The organism is Halomonas sp. BMC6 (assembly GCF_964204995.1).
Lineage (GTDB): Bacteria > Pseudomonadota > Gammaproteobacteria > Pseudomonadales > Halomonadaceae > Vreelandella.
The window spans coordinates 468,037-485,185 of the sequence record NZ_CAXNSH010000001.1 but is presented as its reverse complement, the minus strand read 5'-3'; the positions used below and the strand labels follow the sequence as shown (position 1 = coordinate 485,185).

Genomic DNA, 17,149 nt, shown 5'->3' with positions numbered 1-17,149 from the left:
GTTATTTAGGAGAAAACCATGACTCACTGTTTACGCGTTGGCGTAGGTGGCCCGGTCGGTTCAGGTAAAACCGCCCTGCTCAAGCAGCTCTGTACCGCGCTGCGGGACCACTATGATATCGCCGTCGTCACCAACGATATCTATACCCGTGAAGATGCCGACTTCCTGCTTAAGCACGATGCGCTGCCAGCGGATCGCATCTTGGGTGTTGAAACCGGCGGCTGCCCGCACACAGCGATTCGGGAAGATGCCTCCATGAACCTAGCGGCGATTGACGAGCTACACGCCCGTCATCCCAAGCTGGAACTGGTGCTGGTCGAGTCTGGCGGCGATAACCTTTCCGCCACGTTTAGCCCCGAGCTTTCTGATCTGACGCTCTACGTGATCGACGTGTCGGCAGGCGACAAAATTCCCCGCAAAGGCGGGCCTGGTATCACCAAATCGGACCTGCTGATTATCAACAAAATCGACATTGCCGAGCAGGTCCACGCCTCACTGGAGGTGATGGAGCGCGACTCGAAAAAGATGCGCGGTGAGCGGCCCTTCGTCTTCACCAACCTCTACGATGGCGTGGGGCTTGAAGAGATCATTCGCTTTATTCTCGATAAAGGCATGTTGGACGAGCGTCGCCCGCAGGCGGCCACCGCATAGCCCCCGGCGGTTTCTGCGCATAAAAAAGCTGCCCAGCCCCGGTAGATCCGGCGCTGGGCAGCGTTGTTTTGTGGTTGGCGTCGTGCCAAAACGGGCCGTCCCTGGCCACCACATCGCTACAGTGAACTGATAAGCGGCTGAAAACCTTAACGTATGTTATGAAAATCGCGTTCGTGCCTTAATTTGCTGCTTATAAAGAAGAAAATCGCGGAAGAGGGTTAAAGTTGAAGTACGTTAAGTCGATAATAAACACATAAAAATCCAATAATATAACCATGACTTAACCGGAAGATACACAATGGCAAGCCTCTCCGAGACGAAGCAACAACGTGGCCTCAGCCTTCAAACGAAGGTGCTGATGCTGATTCTGATTCCACTGTTATTGGTGACCCTGGTCTTAGTGGCCTACAAAGCCTACGACCGGATAGGAGATACCAACGATACGCTTGCCGAGCAGCGTGAGATGCTGATCGAAGAGCGCCGCAACTCCGTACGCGATATCGTTCAGATGGCGACGACCGCCATCGCGCCTATTTATGATCGGGCGGGTGCCAATGACGCCGATGCCAAGGCGCAAGCAGCGGAAATGTTGCGGGCCATGCGCTTTGAGGGCAATAACTACATTTTCGTGTACGAGTATGACGGTACCAATATCGTCTTGCCGCACTCGCCTGATCGTCAGGGCACCAACCTCATCGATCTGCAGACGCCCGACGGCGACTATCTGATCCGCGACATGATTCAAATTGCCCAGGATGGCGGCGGCTTTTACGAGTATCCCTGGGAGTATCCCGGTACCGACGAGCCACAGCCCAAGCACTCCTATGTGGACCGCTTAGAGAAATGGGGCTGGATGCTGGGCGCTGGCGTTTACGTCACGGATGTCGATGAGGCGCTGGCGGAGCTGGAAGCGGCGGCCAATGCCGACCTGCGGGACGCGATCGTGTTTGCGACCCTGCTTGCAGCGATCCTGTTCGTCGTGGTTGCGCTGGTGACGTTTGGCGTGGTGCGCCGTATCGTCGGCCCGATCAAGCGCACGGCCGATGCCATGGGCGACATTGCTCAAGGCCGTGGCGACCTGACCCGCCGTCTCTCGGTCGAGAGCAACGATGAAGTGGGCAACTTGGCTGTGCAGTTCAACGCCTTTGTCAGCCGCATGCAGGATACTCTGCGCGACGTACGCCGCAGCACGGTCAGCGTTTATCACTCCGCTGGTGAAATCTCGCGTAGCTCCGAGGAGCTGTCTACTCGCACCGAGCAGGCGGCGGCCAATCTGCAAGAGACATCGGCCTCCATGGAGGAGATTACCTCCACCGTGAACCACAGTGCCGACAATGCTCAGCAGGCCAACAAGCTGGTGCAGTCCACCGCCGAAGTGGCCCACCAGGGCGAAGAGGCCATGGGGCAGGTGGAAAGCACCATGCGCGATATCAACGATTCCGCCACCCGCATCAGTGAAATCATTACGATGATTGATGCGATTGCTTTCCAAACCAATATTCTGGCGCTGAATGCATCGGTCGAAGCCGCCCGCGCGGGCGAGCATGGCCGTGGGTTTGCGGTCGTGGCGCAGGAAGTTCGCACGCTGGCGAGCCGTTCCAGCAACGCGTCGAAAGAGATCCGCGCGCTGATCGATGCGTCCGTGCAGCATACCCACACCGGCGCGGAGCTGGTACGCAATGCGGGCGCCACCATGCGTGAAATCGTGGAAAGCGTATCGAAGGTCACCGATGTGATCGGTGAAATCAGCGCCGGCGCCAAGGAGCAGAGCAGCGGTATTGGGCAGATCAACACCGCCGTGGCCGAAATGGACACCATGACGCAGCAGAACGCGGCCATGGTGCAAGAGTCCACCACCGCCGCAGCGGATATGCGCCGTCATGCCGAGCATCTGAACGAGCTGATCAACTCGTTTGTGCTTGGCGAGGATGGCCCGCAAACGTCATCGCGCTCATCGGCCAGCGCCGCACGGCAAGCCTTGCCTGCCAGCAGCGCCAAGCCCCAGCCAGAGCTCAAACGCCCGACGCTCTCCTCCAAACCAGCGCCTGCCAAAGGCAGCGAAGAGGACTGGGAAGAGTTTTAAGCATGACGTTGGCGCAGGTGGTTGATGACACCACCTTGCGCTATCAGCTCTCGTTGGCGAGGGCTGAGACCATGATGCAGACGTAGCTCGCCTTTACCGGGGATATGCGCTTTTAGCGTATCCCCACTTTCTAGCTGTGAATATAACTCCTCAATGACCAAGTGATCCCCTTCCTTTAGCTGTGCGCGATCCTCTGCGTGTGTAAACGTTAACGGTAGCGCACCAAAGCAGATTAAATTTTGCCAGTGGATACGCGCAAAACTGTCAGCCACGACGACCTGTAAACCTAGATAACGCGGTACTAGCGCGGCATTCTCACGGCTAGACCCCTGTCCATAGTTGGCGCCACCGACAATGGCGTGTCCGCCTTGGGTACGTGTTTGCTCGGCGCGTTCGGCGTAGTGGGGATCAACGGCCTCGAAGGTAAACGGTGCAGATGCATACACACTGCTCCAGTAGGGCAGCACCCGTTGCCCAGCGGGCATGATGTCGTCGGTGGAGATATTGTCGCCTGTGACCAACAGCACGGGGATGTCGAGACGGTTAGGCAGTGAGTTGAGCTCTGGCAGTGCGGGCGTGTTGTTGGTTTTTTGCAGTGCTTTCAAACGTGCTTCTTCGAGGGGCAGCGGAGCCTTGAACATGCCCCTATCTACTTTGATGTGGGCCGGTTCGTGAATACGCGGGTAAGGCATCTCTAGGGTTCGCGGGTCGGTGATCACACCTTTCATGGCTGAGGCTGCCGCCGTTTCCGGGCTACATAGGAACACGCTATCTTCCCGTGTGCCTGAGCGTCCTGGAAAGTTGCGTGGAACGGTACGGAGGCTATTCAATCCCACGGCGGGAGCTTGGCCCATACCAATACAGCCGTTACAGCCCGCTTGGTGCAAACGGGCACCGCTGGCCACCAAGTCAGCGAGATAACCCTGCTCGATCAGCGAGGCCAACACTTGGCGTGAAGAGGGGTTGATGTCCAGTGAAACCCCATCGGCCACCTGCTTGCCCCGCACTATCTCGGCCACCACGGCAAAGTCACGAAACCCCGGGTTGCCTGACGAACCGATGTACGCCTGATGCAGCGGCTGGCCCGCTGCTTCCCGAACAGTGACGACGTTATCGGGGCTGGAAGGCAGCGCAATCATGGGCTCTAGCTTGCTGAGATCGAGCGTTTCGTGCAGGTCGTAGTGGCAGCCGGGCTCGGCGGCCAGCGCGACCCAGTCGGCTTCCCGACCCCGGGAGGCCAGAAAGCGCCGGGTCTCGTCGTCACTGGGGAAGACCGTGGCCGTTGCCCCCATTTCAGTGCCCATGTTGGCGAGCACATGGCGGTCCATGGCAGAAAGGTGCTTTAGCCCCGGCCCGTAATACTCAATCATGGTGTTTTTGCCACCTGCCACGCCGTGGCGGCGCAAAAGTTCCAGCACAACATCTTTCGCTGAGACCCAGTCAGGCAGTTGCCCTTCGAGCTTAATGCCCCAGATTTTTGGCATGGTGATATACAGCGGCTCGCCCGCCATCGCCATCGCCACTTCAATACCGCCTGCGCCAATCGCCAGCATGCCGAGCGCGCCTGCTGCTGTGGTGTGACTATCGCAACCCACAATGGATTGACCGGGCACGCCAAAGTTTTCCATATGCACCGGGTGGCTAATACCGTTGCCGGGGCCGGAGTACCACACCCCAAAGCGCTCGCAGGCGCTTTTTAAAAACAGGTAGGTTTCGGCATTTAGGTTATCGGCCTGTACAAGGCCATGGTCGATGTACTGCACGCTGGGCTCGGTGTGTACCCGGTCAAGCCCCATGGCTTCTAGCTCTAACATCACCAGCGTCCCTAACACGTCTTGCAGCAGGGCTTGGTTAATGCGCAAGGCGATTTCACTGCCAGGGGTTAGCTCGCCGCTGACCAAATGGCGCTGAATTAACTGCTGGGCAAGGTTTAACGGTGGAACAGGGGAAGAGTTAGTCATTGTTAATCACCAGATTATCGTTGTTATGGATCACACGGTTATGCAGGGATGCGGGAAACACGTTTTTAGGGAAGGGCGTAACAGCGGTCCGCGCTGCCCGCTTTCACTACTTGGCCGGGCGTCTCATGGCCGATGAGATCTGGCAGAGTGGCAGAAATGTCCAGCAGCGCGGGCAGGTTTACGCCGGTGGCAACGTCCATTTGTTCGAACATATGCACTAAGTCTTCAGTGCACACATTGCCCGTGGCACCGGGGGCAAACGGGCAGCCGCCTAAGCCACCTAGCGAAGCATCAAACCGCGTAATGCCCGCTTGCCACGCCGCTAGGGCATTTGCCAAGCCCATGCCTCGGGTATTGTGGAAATGCAGCGTAAACGGCACGCCAGGAAAGCGTTCCAGCACTTGGCGGCACAGTGCCGCTACCTGGGCGGGGTTCGCCACGCCGGTGGTATCGCACAGCGTGATGCCTTCTACCCCCAGCGCCAGCTGCTGCTCAATAAGAGTGAACACGCGCGCCTCTGGCACCTGTCCTTCAAACGGGCAGCCAAAGGCGGTGGAGAGTGAGGCATTGATGAAGACACCGCTACCGCGCACCGCCTGAATAATGGCGGCAAACTGTGTCAGCGACTCCTCCGGCGTCATACGCAGATTCGCGCGGCCGTGGGCGTTGCTGGCCGACATCACCAGATTGATCTCATCAACGCCGCAGGCCAGCGCCCGCTCGGCACCTTTTAGGTTGGGTACCAGCACTGTGACGTCCACACCTTCGCGGCGCTGGATGGTACTCACCACATCGGCGGCGTCGCGCAGGTTGGGAATGGCTTTGGGAGAGACAAATGAGGTCGCTTCGATACGGGCAATGCCGGTGGTCGTTAACGCATCGATCAGCGCGATTTTCTGCTCGGTGGGGATAAAGCGCTCCTCGCTCTGAAAGCCATCGCGTGGTGCTACTTCGTTAATTTGTAACGTCGTCATGGGGTTCTCCACTTAAATAATGCCTGCCTGACGCAGCTTGTCCCGCGTAGCGGCATCAATGCCCAGCTCCTCAAGCACGTCATCGGTGTGCGCGCCCAGCTTTGGCCCGCCTTGCCCCAGCCTGCCGGGGGTGGCGCTCAGTTTGGGCAGCACGCCCGGCACCTTGAGCGGGCGACCATCGGCGCGGGTAACGGTTTGAATCATCTCGCGGGCGAGGTAGTGGGGGTCATTGGCAATATCGGCGGCGGTGTAGGGGTAACCTGCCGGTACGCGGGCATCATCTAAAGCGCTAAGAATATCGTCCCGGTGGCGAGTTTGGGTCCAGGCCTCTATAGCAGCGTCGATCTCACTGGCGTGTTGGCTGCGGCCATCGTTGTGGGCCATGGCGGGGTGGTTGGCTAAATCCTCCCGGCCAATCACGCCCATGAGGCGCTTGAAGATGCTGTCGCCGTTACCGGCAATCAGCACGTACTCGCCTTCGCGGGTGCGGTAAGCGTTAGAGGGCGTGATACCTGGCAGCGCGCTGCCGCTGGGTTCGCGCACGTGGCCGGTAGCATCAAACTCCGGAAGTAGGCTCTCCATCATGGCGAACACGGATTCATACAGGGCGACATCAATCTCTTGCCCTAAGCCGCTGCGCTGGCGCTCTTGCAGGGCCAGTAGCGTGCCAATCACCGCGTAGAGTGCCGAGAGCGAATCGCCAATGCTGACCCCTACGCGCACTGAAGGCTCGCCCGCGTGGCCAGTTAAATAGCGCAGTCCACCCATGGCTTCACCAATCACCCCAAACCCTGGTTTGTTGCGATAAGGGCCGGTTTGGCCAAAGCCTGACACGTGCACCATGATCAGCTTGGGGTTAATCGCCGCCAGCGCCTCATAGCCCAGCCCCCAGTTTTCCAGAGTGCCAGGGCGGAAATTTTCGACCACCACATCGGCTTCGGCGGCCAAGCGGCGCACCACGTCTTGGCCCTCCTGGCTGCGAAGATCAAGTGTCACCGAGCGTTTCGTGCGACTTTGCACATGCCACCACAGCGACGTGCCCTCTTCGAGAATACGCCACTTGCGAAGCGGGTCACCGGTGCCGGGTGGCTCCACTTTAATCACGTCGGCTCCAAATTCGCCCAGTAGTTTGGTGGCAAACGGACCTGCAATGAGCTGGCCAAGCTCTACGACTTTAAGTCCATCGAGGGGAAGCTGGCGGGTGGTCATAATAAACGCTCCTGGTAACGCTTAGCAGCCAAGCGCGTGCTGGCGTAGCGAGTCTTGATGTCTTGTTGTCGTTTAAGCATCTGTGAGCCTGCTGTGCATCACAATTAGGCAATCAGGAACCAGGCGTTCGCCAGCGACGAACCCTACAACCGGCGACCTAGGCGGCCCATCCAATAACAACGTGGTAAACGTGATGCTGCGATTTGATTTTGTAACGCTGAGACTGTTTGTGGCGATTGCCGATGAGGGGCGTTTAACCGCCGCTGCCGAGCGTGAGCATTTGGCGCTGGCAGCGGTGAGCAAGCGGGTGAGCGATTTAGAAACACTGGTGGGCACCGAGCTTTTGTATCGGCGGCCGCGCGGCGTAGAGCTAACCCCGGCGGGCCGCGCTTTTTTGCACCATGCCCGGCGCATTCTGGAAGACGTGGCGCGGCTACAGGCGGAGCTCAGCGAGTATGGCGAAGGGGTGCGCGGGCATGTGCGAATTCACTCCAATACCTCGGCCATTATTGCGTTTTTGCCCCAGGATTTAAGCGCCTTTGCCATCGAGTACCCGCAAATCAAAATCGATTTGCAGGAGCGCACCAGCAGCGAAGCGATCACCGCTGTGCGCGATGGCGTGGCAGATATCGGCATCTTTGCCAGCCACGTTGCCGCCGATGATTTAGAAGTACGCCCCTACCGGCGCGACCAGTTGGTATTGGTCACGCCGCAAGATCACCCGCTGGCAGCGCATGACAAGCTCTATTTGCATCAGGCGGCCGAGTACGACTTTGTCGGTTTACAGCAGGATGCCTCGCTGCAATCACTGCTCCATGAGCAGGCAAGCCAAGCGGGCCGGACCCTGCGTATGCGCATTCAAGTGCGTAGTTTCGACGCCATTTGCCGCATGATTCATTACGGTATGGGCATCGGTGTGCTGCCCCAGCGCACGCTGTACCGCGACCTTAACGACCTAAAACTACGCATGATTCCGCTCGCTGATGAGTGGGCCACTCGTGAACTGGTGATTGGGATGCGCCACTACGCGGCACTGCCCGTGGTGGCCCGCCACTTGGTCGACCACTTGCTAACCCCCTCAGGCCCAACAGGAGAGACCCCATGACAACAGGCATCGCCCACGAAATAAAAGCGCTCACCTTTGATGTGTTTGGCACGGTAGTAGACTGGCGCAGCAGCGTGATTCGCGAAGGCGAACAGCTGAACCAGGCTAGAGGGCTGTGCGTCGACTGGGCACGGTTTGCCGACGAGTGGCGGGCAGGCTATGCCCCAGCGATGAACCGCGTGCGCCAGGGGGAGCTGCCCTGGACCAGGCTGGATGACTTGCACCGGATGACCCTTGATCGGCTGCTGATTGCCTTTGATATTGCCGACCAGCTAGATGAGGATGAAACAGCGCACCTGAACCGCGTGTGGCACCGCTTAACGCCCTGGTCAGACAGTGTGGAAGGTCTATTGCAGCTAAAACAGCGCTTTATATTGGCCACGCTCTCCAACGGTAACGTCTCGCTGCTAGTGAACATGGCGCGCCATGCCGGGCTGCCCTGGGACTGCGTGCTCTCCTCTGAGCTTGCTGGGCACTACAAGCGCGACCCGGAGGTGTACCACATGGCGGCCAATCTCCTCGACCTAAACCCCTCGCAAATCCTGATGGTGGCCGCTCATCAAGATGATTTACAGGCTGCCCACCGGGAAGGCATGCGCACCGCCTTCGTGAAGCGCCCGCTGGAATTTGGGCCATCTTCTCCACCGGACTTAAGCGTCGATCCCTGCTTTGATCTCGTCGCAGACGACTTCCTCGACTTGGCGCGGCAGCTCTCATGAAACTCGACCCGACCTCTCTCAAGCTGTTCGTGAAAGTGGCTGAGCTGGGTACTATTACCGGGGCAGCCGACGCCTCTTTTATGGCCACATCGGCCGTGAGTAAACGCCTCAGCGAGCTGGAGGCATATTTCAATACGCCGTTGCTGAAGCGCAATAATCGAGGCATCGAACTGACGCCTGCGGGGAGTGCGCTGCTGAATCTCTCTCGAGGTGTGCTGCACAATTTAGAAGATCTCGACCTGCAAATGCGCGACTACGCCAGCGGCCAGCGGGGCATTGTGCGGGTGTTTGCCAATATGTCGGCGATTACCCAATACCTACCCCAGGAGATGCGCGCTTTTTTTGAGCTGCACCCGGATATCGGTGTGCAGCTTGAAGAGAAGGTCAGCCCGATCATTACCCGCGAAGTGATGAACAATAACGCCGACATCGGCGTGTGCGCGCAGATGCTGCACGGCTATGACCTGATCGAGTTCCCGTACCACGTGGATGACCTAGTGTTGGTGGTGCCACAGCAGCACCCGCTGGCCCAACGGGAGAAGGTGCTTTTCCGCGAGTGTTTGGACTATCCCCATGTAGGATTGCACACCGCCAGCGCGATTAACTTAGAGATTATGCGGGCGGCCAGCATGGCCAACAAAACCCTGCGGATTCGTATTCAGGTGACCAGCTACGATGCCCTGTGCTTGATGGTCCAGGCAGGGCTGGGCGTGGGGGTGCTGCCCCGTGGGGCAATTCGTCAGTACGTGGATGGGCTCAACGTGAATGTGCTGTCGATACAAGACGACTGGGCGCGGCGCAAACTGAGTATTTATGTCAGAGATTTAGACCGGCTTTCCATGGCGGCAAGGGTGCTGGTGGAGCATTTTATTCAGGCCGCCAGCGGCGCTTCTTCACCGCCTTAAAGGGAAATCGACGGCGCTGCTTTCGCGGTTGGAGAAGGCAGGTTCATCAATGACCAATATACAGCTCTCCGGTTTGGCGTTATCACTTTAGAGACCGCTAAGCGAACTCCCCTTGCTTACTCGGTTATCGGGAGAGGTGCAGGTAAGGCCTCCCACAGCACACAACATCACAACATGCTTCCCGACGCTTTGAGGACATAACAATGATGACGCTAAAACTACGCCACGTACTTCCTGCTTCTTTGTTGGCCGTCAGCGCATTGACCGCTGCCACGTCCGCCCACGCCCAAACCGCACTCAACTTGGGCTCCGTACCCACCGGCACCGGCTGGTTTTTCGGTATTTCTGAAGGGGCACGCGTGATTAGCGCCAATACGCCCTACGAGATTACCGTGCGCGAAACGGGCGGCACCCGCGAAAACGCCATCCGCCTCAATAACGGCGAACTCGATCTAGCCTTCACCGAAGCCTTGGTGGGCTACGAGCTGTATAACGGCGAGGGTCGTTTTGCCGACATGGCCAACCCAGACGTGCGCTTGGTGTATTGGATTGCTCCCTCCACCATGCACTGGGCGGTACGTCAGGATAGCGATATTGAGACCTTCGAAGACCTAAACGGTGAACGCTTCAACCCCAGCAGCATCGGCGGTGGCGGCGAGTACATTACAGAGCAAGTGTTTGGTATTTTGGGTATCGAGCCCGACTTCCAGCGCATGCGAGTCAACGATGCCGCTGAGGGTGTGACCGATGGCCGCTTGGTCGGCTTCAGCTATAACGGCGTACCGCCTATTCCTCTGTTTACCGAAGTGCACTCTTCACGGCCCTTGCAATTGCTATCGCTGACGGACGATCAGGTGGAGACCGTCACTGCCGAATTACCGTTCCTCTCTCCCACCATCATTCCTGCCGATACTTACACCGGTATGAGCGAAGCACAGTCGCTAGGCATCTATATGGGGGTGGCAACCACCACGGATCTCGATGCCGATACCGTGTACGAGTTGACGAAAGCCTACTGGGAAAACCATGACCAAGTGGCCGCCTCCTTCAAACCTGCGGGCAGTGTCGACCCGCAAACCGTGGTCGATACCGCTACCTTCCCGCTGCATGCTGGCGCACTGCGCTACTACCAGGAATTAGGGCTGGAGATCCCCGCCGACATTATTCCGCCTGAAGCGCAGTAACCTGACCGTGCGCTCCGCCGACGCGTTCGGCGGGGCAATTTGCTATTAGCCTGACGCGCTGCCTAGCCTCCCCTTTGTTCGGCGGCGCGGGAGTTCCCTCATGGAAACCGCAAAAGAGTCAGTTGTTGAAAAATACCAGGAGGATGCAGGCAAGCGGCAGCTTACCGGCTTCTGGTTTATGGTGGCCCGCACAGCGGCGGTGGCGATGGCTATTTTCCATCTTTATACCGCTGTGACGGGACCGGTGAACACACAAAACGCGGTGCACCTGCTATTTGCGCTGCCGTTGATCTTCCTGGCGTATCATTGCCGTGTACGGGATACCCACCGTATTCCGTGGTTCGATATCGTTCCCATCCTGTTGAGCGTCGTCATAAGTGGATATTACGTTTATCACTTTGACCGCATCATTTACCAACTGGGGTATTTGATGCCCACCACACTGGATCTCGTGTTCGGTGTGAGCGCGATTTTATTATTGCTAGAGGCCTGCCGACGGGCCATTGGCTTGGCGTTTCCCATCCTAGTGCTCATTGCCTTGGCTTATGCTGCCTTTGGGCAGCATTTACCCGGTGTATGGGGGCACGGCGGTTTCCGTTGGGATGACCTGGTCGCCACGTTCTATTTAGGGCCGACTGGCATTTTTGGCAGCCTCATGCGAACCTCATCGACCGTCATTGTGGTGTTCATCATGTTTGGTGCGCTGCTGGTGACCACGGGTGGTGGCGACACGTTCATGCGTCTCTCTAACGCCGCTACGGGGGGGATGGCGGGGGGGCCTGCAAAAGCCGCCACGCTGTGTAGCGCCATGTTTGGCAGTATCAGTGGCAGCACGGCTGCGAACGTTGCCACCACCGGCGTGTTTACCATTCCTTTAATGAAGAAAAATGGATATAGCCCGCGATTTGCGGCGGCGACAGAGGCTTCTGCTTCGACCGGTGGGCAAATTCTGCCGCCGATCATGGGGGCTGCGGCGTTTGTGATGGCTGACGTCATCTCCACAAGTTATCTAGATATCATCAGTGCTGCGCTGATTCCTGCGCTGCTGTTTTACCTCGCCATTTGGATGAGCGTTCATTTCGAAGCGAAGCGCCTGGGGTTGAACCCGATCCCGAAAGACCAGCGCCCGACGCTGCGTGAAGGGCTCTTCAATGTCGAAACCCTGCTGCTACCGCTGGTGGTGCTGATCACCATGCTCGTGCTGCGCTACACGCCGACCACGGCAGCCGTAGCGGCGTATTTTACCGCGATGGTGCTGTACCTGGTGTCACCGCGTAGCCAAGGTACGCTCTGGGAGCGGGTGAAATCACTACCCGCCGCGCTGGAAGCAGGGGCAATGACCGCCGCGATGATTGCGGTCATCATTGGCAGCGTGGCGATCATTGCCGCGGTGATCAGCTTGACCGGCTTGGGGCTCAAAGTCTCCTCACTCATTGTCATGGTGAGCGGCGGCGATGTGCTGGTGACGCTACTGTTGGCGATGGTGGTGGCGATTATTCTGGGAATGGGCTTACCGACCGTGGCGGCGTATATGCTGGCGGCATCGGTGGTCGCAGCAGCCTTTATCGAGGCGGGTCTGCCGAGTCTTTCTGCTCACCTGTTTATTCTTTACTTTGCGATCCTTTCGGGGGTAACGCCTCCGGTGGCACTGGCGGCCTATATCGGCGGCGCGATTGCGGGCTCCCACTGGTTCCGTACCGCACTGACAGCGACGAAAATTTCCTTGGGCGGCTTCCTGATTCCGTTTATGTTTGTCTATCATCCGCCGCTGCTCGGGCAGGGCACCACGCTGGAAATCGCCATGGCGGTGGCTTCTGGCGTGCTGGGTATCATTGCTTTGGCGGCCTCTACGATAGGCTACTTTGCTCGCCCCTGCTCCTGGGTGGAGCGCGGACTGCTGCTGTTTGCCGCGTTGATGTTGATTAACGGCCAAGCCATTACAGACGTGGTGGGCATCGCCGTGATCGTCGGGATCTTCGCCTGGCAGCGGTATTTCAGCCACGCTGCTAAAGGGGAGCGCCCTTTAGCGCGCTCACCGAGCAAGGAGCCGCTTTGATGCATATTGTCATCCCCGATGATTACCAGGACTGCGTGCGTGAACTCGATGCCTTCGCCAAGCTGGCGGGGCACCACGTCACGATTTACACCGACACCGTGAGCGATGAAGACGAGTTGGTTGAACGCTTCAAAGACGCCGATGCGCTGGTGCTGATTCGTGAGCGCACGCCGATTACCGCGTCGTTGCTGGTGCGGCTGCCCAAGCTCAAGCTGATCAGCCAAACCGGTGGCGGCGCGGCGCATGTGGACATGGCCGCCTGCCGCGAGCACGGCGTGGTGGTACTGGCAGGCACTGGCTCGCCCTATGCGGCGGCCGAGCTGACCTGGGGGCTGGTGCTCTCTGCCATGCGGCGCATTCCTGAAGAGGTGGAAAACCTCAAGGCAGGCCGCTGGCAGCGCACCCTGGGCACCGGTCTGAAAGGGCGCACGCTGGGCGTATTTGGCTATGGAAAAATAGGCCAGTTAGTGGCCCGCTACGGCCAAGCGTTTGAAATGAACGTACTGGTATGGGGCCGCGAAGGCACCCGCCAGCGGGCCGCAGCGGCAGGGCTAGAGGTCGCGGTTTCGCAAGAGGAGTTTTTCGAACGCAGTGACGTGCTGAGCCTGCACCTGCGCTTAAACCCGGAAACCCGCGGCATCGTCACAGCGGCGAATTTGGCCAGCATGAAGCCCACGGCGGTGCTGGTGAATACCAGCCGCGCGCCGTTAGTGGAGGCGGGCGCGTTAGAGGCTGCGCTAAAAGCCGGGCGGCCCGGCATGGCCGCTGTGGACGTATTCGATGAAGAGCCAGTGATCGAACATACACTGCTGGCGCTGCCCAACTTCCTGGCCACGCCGCACCTGGGCTACGTGGAGAAAGACAGCTACGAGCTCTACTTTGGCGATGCGTTCGATAACGTGCTGGCGTTTGATGCCGGCACGCCAGGGCGTAACTTGGCCGAGGAGAGCTAAGTCATGACGTCAAACAGTGATGCTTCAGCAGAGCGCTCTTTGCAGAGCAAGCGGGATGCGCTCAACCCCGATGGGTTAGCCACCCGCCGCGAAGTGTTAGGGGATGAGTACGTCGACGCCGCGTTGGCTCAAGCCGATGAGTTTGGCTGGCCGATGCAGGAGCTAGTGACGCAGCAGTGTTGGAACGATATCTGGAACCGTCCTGGCCTAGAGCGGCACACCCGCAGCCTGATTAACATTGCCATGCTGGTGGCCTTGAACAGACCCCACGAACTCAAAGTACACGTACGTGGTGCGCTGAATAACGGCTGTAGCGAAGAGCAAATCCGCGAGGTGCTGTTGCAGTGCGTGCCCTATTGCGGCTTCCCTGCCGCGATAGATGGGCTACGCACGGCCCGCGAGGTGATTAACGCGGCGCCTCAGCCCGACCAGCCCAGCAGTATGGGCACGTAAACCACCAGTAGCAGCACGCCAATCAGCCCTAGTAGGTAAGGGATAATGGCGCGGGTAATCCGCTCTAGCGGCAGTTGGGTAACGGACGACGCCACGTACAAGTTGATGGCGACGGGTGGGGTAATCATGCCAATCGATAGCCCCACCACAATGATCAGCCCGAAGTGGATCGGGTCGATGCCCAACTGCAGCACCAGCGGCAGCAGCACCGGGGTCAGAATGATCAAGGCGCTGGCCGTTTCGATAAACACCCCGGTCAGCAGGATCACCGCCACCACCAGCAGCATAATCACGTAGGGGTTGGTGGAGAGCGACAGTACCGCCTGGGCAATCGCGCCGGGCACCTGCCAGCTTGAGAGCGTCCAGCTCAGCACCGCCGACATAGCAATCACCAGCATAATCACCGCCGTGGTCATCGCCGAGCGAATCAGCAGCTTATACACTTGGGGCAGGGTTAGGTCCCGATACACAAACAGCGACACCAGCAGCGCGTAGTTCACCGCCACCACGGCGGCTTCCGACGGCGTGAAAATCCCCGAGAAGATCCCCCCCAGAATAATCACCGGCGTCATCAGCCCCCAGCTGGCCGCTTTTAACGTGCGCCAAATAGTGGCCAACGAGAGCGGCGTACCTTTCGGGTACTTGCGTTTATACGCCTGGGTAATTGCAATGGCCATGAGTGCTATACCCATCGCCAGCCCCGGCAAAAAGCCGTTCAAGAACAGCGACGACACCGACTGCTGGGCAATGACCGCGTAGATAATCATCGGCACCGACGGGGGAATCACCACGCCAATGGTACCACTAGCGGCAATTAAGCTAGCCGCTGAGGCGGGGTCGTAGCCTTTGCGCTTAAGCTCCGGCACTAGGCTTGAACCCACCGCCGCCGTGGTGGCCGCGCCGGAGCCGGAAATAGCCGCAAAGAACATGCCCGCCATGACCGACACCACCGACAGCCCGCCGCGCATAAAGCCCACCAGGGAATCGGCAAAGCTCACCAGCCGCTCGCTTACTTTGCCCTGGGCCATTAAATCCCCGGCCAGGATAAACATCGGAATAGCCACCAAGGCAAAGGAGTTAATGCCCTGGAACATCTGCTGGGTGACCACCATCAGCGGCACGCCGGATTGATACAGCGCGTACAGCGAGCTGGCCCCAATCGCGAAGGCAATCGGCACGCCCAGCAGCATAAACAGAAAGAACAGCCCAAAGAGTACCAGCGTCATAGCGGCTCCTCCTGGTCGGCGGCGGTGGGTTCACCGTTCACCAGTACCTCGATCATATCCACCAGGGCGTACCACGCCATGATGCCCGCCGCGAGCGGAATCACTGCGTACACATAGGTCATCGAGAGTCGCAGCGAGGCGGATTTCTGGAAGCTCTGTACCTGCATATAGCGGTAGCCAATCACCACCAGCGTGATCATAAAGGCCACCACAATCGCCAGCGCCGCAAGCCTGGCCAGCTTACGCAGCGGCAGCGGTAGGGCATCCACCGCAAAAGTAACCGCGATATGCCGCCCGCGCTGAAACGCCAGCGTGCCCGCTAAAAAGGTGATCCACACCAGCAGAAACCGCGCGACCTCTTCGGTCCAGCCTACGGCGCTGAACAGCACCCGCGAGACGATCTGTAGCGTGATTACGCCAATTAAAGCCGCCATGCCCGCAAACACCACGGGCTGGATGATGGCATCCAGCCCGCGTTCAATGCGTTGCAGCAGCGTCAAAAGAGGCTGTGCAAACGACATCACTGTTGCAGCGCCTCCTGGATACGCGGCAGGTAATCACCGAACTGCTCGCCGTACTTCTCGTATACCGGCGCAACGGCGGCTTGGAAGGCTTCCATATCGGGGGTGTCGTTAATTTCCATACCCGCTTCGCGCAGTGCTGCCAGCTGCTCGGCTTCCATATCCGCGTTCACCTGGCGCTCATGCTCGGCGGCTTCCTGGGCGGCTTCTTCCAATACCGCTTGGGCGGCTTCGGGGAGCTGGTTCCAGGCGGGCATACCCATCACAAAAATCGCCGGCGCATAGGTGTGGCGAGAGAGCGTCATATAGTTCTGGGTTTCATCCAGCTTGAACGAGTGAATCACGTTCACCGGGTTTTCCTGGCCGTCGATGGTGCCCTGCTGCATGGCGGTGAGCGCTTCGGTCCACGCCATCGGAATCGCGTTGGCACCCAGCTCGCGGAAGGTATCGGTGTACACCGGATTTTCCATCACGCGAATGCGCAGGCCATCCAGATCTTCTGGGGAGTTCACCGCCCGCTCGCTGTTGGTCAGGTTACGGAAACCGCGTTCGGCGTATGCCAAGCCTTTCAGGTTCACGTCCGCCAGCTTATCTAACAGCTCCTGGCCGATGGGGCCATCCAGCACGCTATAAGCGGCTTCCGGAGAGGGGAACAGGAACGGCAGTTCAAACACCGCCATCTCTTCCACAAAGTTGGCCACCGGCCCGTTGGTAATCACGCCCATATCCACGGTGCCGATCTGCATGCCTTCCAGCAGCGTGCGCTCATCGCCCAGCGAGGCGTTGGGGAAGATCTCGATATTCACCTTGCCATCGGTGCGCTCTTCCACCAGCTCTTCAAACTTGGTGGCGGCAATATGGAAGCCATCCTGCTCGTTGACCACGTGGGCCAAACGCAGCGTGACCGGGTCCATATCCGAAAAATCGTTGGCATTCGCGGCGCTAACCAGCGTCAGTGAGATGCCCAGTGCCAGCGTACTACGTGCAAATGTTTTCATTTATTATATTCCCAATCGAACCAAGGGTGGTTAAGAGGTGCAAAAGTGCCCCCAGAGCATGCACCACCGCAGGGAAAACGGTCAATCACAAGGCGGCCTAAAACCGCCCCGCCGCTAGACACAGCCCGCCCACACGGGTACGATACGCACC

General features: G+C 58.8%; 15 protein-coding genes. 9 read left to right on the top strand and 6 right to left on the bottom strand.

Translation table 11 applies throughout. From position 1 onward, the window contains the following. The first annotated feature begins 18 nt into the window (after positions 1 to 18). Both ureG and AB6K10_RS02195 read left to right on the top strand, forming a co-directional pair. A complete protein-coding gene (gene ureG, locus AB6K10_RS02200) occupies positions 19 to 651 on the top strand; it encodes an urease accessory protein UreG (RefSeq protein ID WP_159343460.1) in 633 nt (210 codons plus the stop codon). A 298-nt stretch (positions 652 to 949) separates the two neighbouring features. Continuing rightward, positions 950 to 2,734 carry a methyl-accepting chemotaxis protein gene (locus AB6K10_RS02195; RefSeq protein ID WP_339117903.1) on the top strand — a complete coding sequence of 595 codons (1,785 nt, stop codon included), beginning with the start codon at positions 950 to 952 and terminating at the stop codon, positions 2,732 to 2,734. On the opposite strand, the gene AB6K10_RS02190 is transcribed toward AB6K10_RS02195, so the two are convergent. The 3 genes from AB6K10_RS02190 to AB6K10_RS02180 all read right to left on the bottom strand — a co-directional run bounded on the left by AB6K10_RS02190 (position 2,731) and on the right by AB6K10_RS02180 (position 6,878). Next, positions 2,731 to 4,695, bottom strand: a complete 1,965-nt coding sequence (locus AB6K10_RS02190; protein ID WP_339117902.1) for an aconitate hydratase — start codon at positions 4,693 to 4,695, stop codon at positions 2,731 to 2,733. The genes AB6K10_RS02195 and AB6K10_RS02190 overlap by 4 nt on opposite strands. A gap of 65 nt (positions 4,696 to 4,760) precedes the next feature. Further along, positions 4,761 to 5,669, bottom strand: coding sequence for a hydroxymethylglutaryl-CoA lyase (locus AB6K10_RS02185; RefSeq protein ID WP_339117901.1), 909 nt, complete (start codon positions 5,667 to 5,669; stop codon positions 4,761 to 4,763). 12 nt (positions 5,670 to 5,681) lie between these two features. Further along, positions 5,682 to 6,878 carry a CaiB/BaiF CoA-transferase family protein gene (locus tag AB6K10_RS02180; RefSeq protein WP_159343456.1) on the bottom strand — a complete coding sequence of 399 codons (1,197 nt, stop codon included), beginning with the start codon at positions 6,876 to 6,878 and terminating at the stop codon, positions 5,682 to 5,684. Between the two features lie 193 nt (positions 6,879 to 7,071). Between AB6K10_RS02180 and AB6K10_RS02175 the strand changes: the two genes are divergently transcribed. From AB6K10_RS02175 to AB6K10_RS02145, 7 genes are all read left to right on the top strand, one after another. After that, positions 7,072 to 7,983 carry a LysR family transcriptional regulator gene (locus tag AB6K10_RS02175; RefSeq protein WP_339117900.1) on the top strand — a complete coding sequence of 304 codons (912 nt, stop codon included), beginning with the start codon at positions 7,072 to 7,074 and terminating at the stop codon, positions 7,981 to 7,983. Beyond that, positions 7,980 to 8,702: a haloacid dehalogenase type II gene (locus tag AB6K10_RS02170; protein ID WP_339117899.1), complete on the top strand. Its 723-nt coding sequence runs from the start codon at positions 7,980 to 7,982 to the stop codon at positions 8,700 to 8,702. Before AB6K10_RS02175 ends, AB6K10_RS02170 begins: the two co-directional genes overlap by 4 nt. After that, complete coding sequence (locus AB6K10_RS02165) at positions 8,699 to 9,607, top strand: LysR family transcriptional regulator (RefSeq protein ID WP_159343453.1); 909 nt, start codon at positions 8,699 to 8,701, stop codon at positions 9,605 to 9,607. The genes AB6K10_RS02170 and AB6K10_RS02165 overlap by 4 nt, the downstream gene beginning before the upstream one ends. A gap of 203 nt (positions 9,608 to 9,810) precedes the next feature. Then, the gene (locus AB6K10_RS02160) at positions 9,811 to 10,791 is read left to right on the top strand and encodes a TAXI family TRAP transporter solute-binding subunit (protein WP_159343452.1); all 981 of its coding nucleotides are present in this window, start codon (positions 9,811 to 9,813) and stop codon (positions 10,789 to 10,791) included. 100 nt (positions 10,792 to 10,891) lie between these two features. Then, complete coding sequence (locus tag AB6K10_RS02155; RefSeq protein ID WP_339117898.1) at positions 10,892 to 12,847, top strand: TRAP transporter fused permease subunit; 1,956 nt, start codon at positions 10,892 to 10,894, stop codon at positions 12,845 to 12,847. Continuing rightward, a complete protein-coding gene (locus AB6K10_RS02150) occupies positions 12,847 to 13,800 on the top strand; it encodes a D-2-hydroxyacid dehydrogenase family protein (RefSeq protein ID WP_339117897.1) in 954 nt (317 codons plus the stop codon). The genes AB6K10_RS02155 and AB6K10_RS02150 overlap by 1 nt, the downstream gene beginning before the upstream one ends. 3 nt (positions 13,801 to 13,803) lie before the next feature. Then, positions 13,804 to 14,253: a carboxymuconolactone decarboxylase family protein gene (locus AB6K10_RS02145; protein ID WP_253018490.1), complete on the top strand. Its 450-nt coding sequence runs from the start codon at positions 13,804 to 13,806 to the stop codon at positions 14,251 to 14,253. On the opposite strand, the gene AB6K10_RS02140 is transcribed toward AB6K10_RS02145, so the two are convergent. The 3 genes from AB6K10_RS02140 to AB6K10_RS02130 are packed head-to-tail and all read right to left on the bottom strand — an operon-like array spanning position 14,220 to position 16,998. Beyond that, a complete protein-coding gene (locus AB6K10_RS02140) occupies positions 14,220 to 15,479 on the bottom strand; it encodes a TRAP transporter large permease (protein WP_253018488.1) in 1,260 nt (419 codons plus the stop codon). The genes AB6K10_RS02145 and AB6K10_RS02140 overlap by 34 nt on opposite strands. Beyond that, on the bottom strand, positions 15,476 to 16,000 hold the full coding sequence (locus tag AB6K10_RS02135) for a TRAP transporter small permease (protein WP_159343850.1): 525 nt from the start codon (positions 15,998 to 16,000) through the stop codon (positions 15,476 to 15,478). Before AB6K10_RS02135 ends, AB6K10_RS02140 begins: the two co-directional genes overlap by 4 nt. Further along, on the bottom strand, positions 16,000 to 16,998 hold the full coding sequence (locus AB6K10_RS02130; protein WP_339117896.1) for a TRAP transporter substrate-binding protein: 999 nt from the start codon (positions 16,996 to 16,998) through the stop codon (positions 16,000 to 16,002). The genes AB6K10_RS02135 and AB6K10_RS02130 overlap by 1 nt, the downstream gene beginning before the upstream one ends. Positions 16,999 to 17,149 lie beyond the last annotated feature (151 nt).

Bases quoted from the DNA above. Each gene is read 5' to 3' on its own strand.
- ureG (WP_159343460.1), top strand. From the start codon at position 19: ATGACTCACTGTTTACGCGTTGGCGTAGGTGGCCCGGTCGGTTCAGGT.
- AB6K10_RS02195 (WP_339117903.1), top strand. From the start codon at position 950: ATGGCAAGCCTCTCCGAGACGAAGCAACAACGTGGCCTCAGCCTTCAA.
- AB6K10_RS02190 (WP_339117902.1), bottom strand. From the start codon at position 4,695: ATGACTAACTCTTCCCCTGTTCCACCGTTAAACCTTGCCCAGCAGTTA.
- AB6K10_RS02185 (WP_339117901.1), bottom strand. From the start codon at position 5,669: ATGACGACGTTACAAATTAACGAAGTAGCACCACGCGATGGCTTTCAG.
- AB6K10_RS02180 (WP_159343456.1), bottom strand. From the start codon at position 6,878: ATGACCACCCGCCAGCTTCCCCTCGATGGACTTAAAGTCGTAGAGCTT.
- AB6K10_RS02175 (WP_339117900.1), top strand. From the start codon at position 7,072: ATGCTGCGATTTGATTTTGTAACGCTGAGACTGTTTGTGGCGATTGCC.
- AB6K10_RS02170 (WP_339117899.1), top strand. From the start codon at position 7,980: ATGACAACAGGCATCGCCCACGAAATAAAAGCGCTCACCTTTGATGTG.
- AB6K10_RS02165 (WP_159343453.1), top strand. From the start codon at position 8,699: ATGAAACTCGACCCGACCTCTCTCAAGCTGTTCGTGAAAGTGGCTGAG.
- AB6K10_RS02160 (WP_159343452.1), top strand. From the start codon at position 9,811: ATGATGACGCTAAAACTACGCCACGTACTTCCTGCTTCTTTGTTGGCC.
- AB6K10_RS02155 (WP_339117898.1), top strand. From the start codon at position 10,892: ATGGAAACCGCAAAAGAGTCAGTTGTTGAAAAATACCAGGAGGATGCA.
- AB6K10_RS02150 (WP_339117897.1), top strand. From the start codon at position 12,847: ATGCATATTGTCATCCCCGATGATTACCAGGACTGCGTGCGTGAACTC.
- AB6K10_RS02145 (WP_253018490.1), top strand. From the start codon at position 13,804: ATGACGTCAAACAGTGATGCTTCAGCAGAGCGCTCTTTGCAGAGCAAG.
- AB6K10_RS02140 (WP_253018488.1), bottom strand. From the start codon at position 15,479: ATGACGCTGGTACTCTTTGGGCTGTTCTTTCTGTTTATGCTGCTGGGC.
- AB6K10_RS02135 (WP_159343850.1), bottom strand. From the start codon at position 16,000: ATGTCGTTTGCACAGCCTCTTTTGACGCTGCTGCAACGCATTGAACGC.
- AB6K10_RS02130 (WP_339117896.1), bottom strand. From the start codon at position 16,998: ATGAAAACATTTGCACGTAGTACGCTGGCACTGGGCATCTCACTGACG.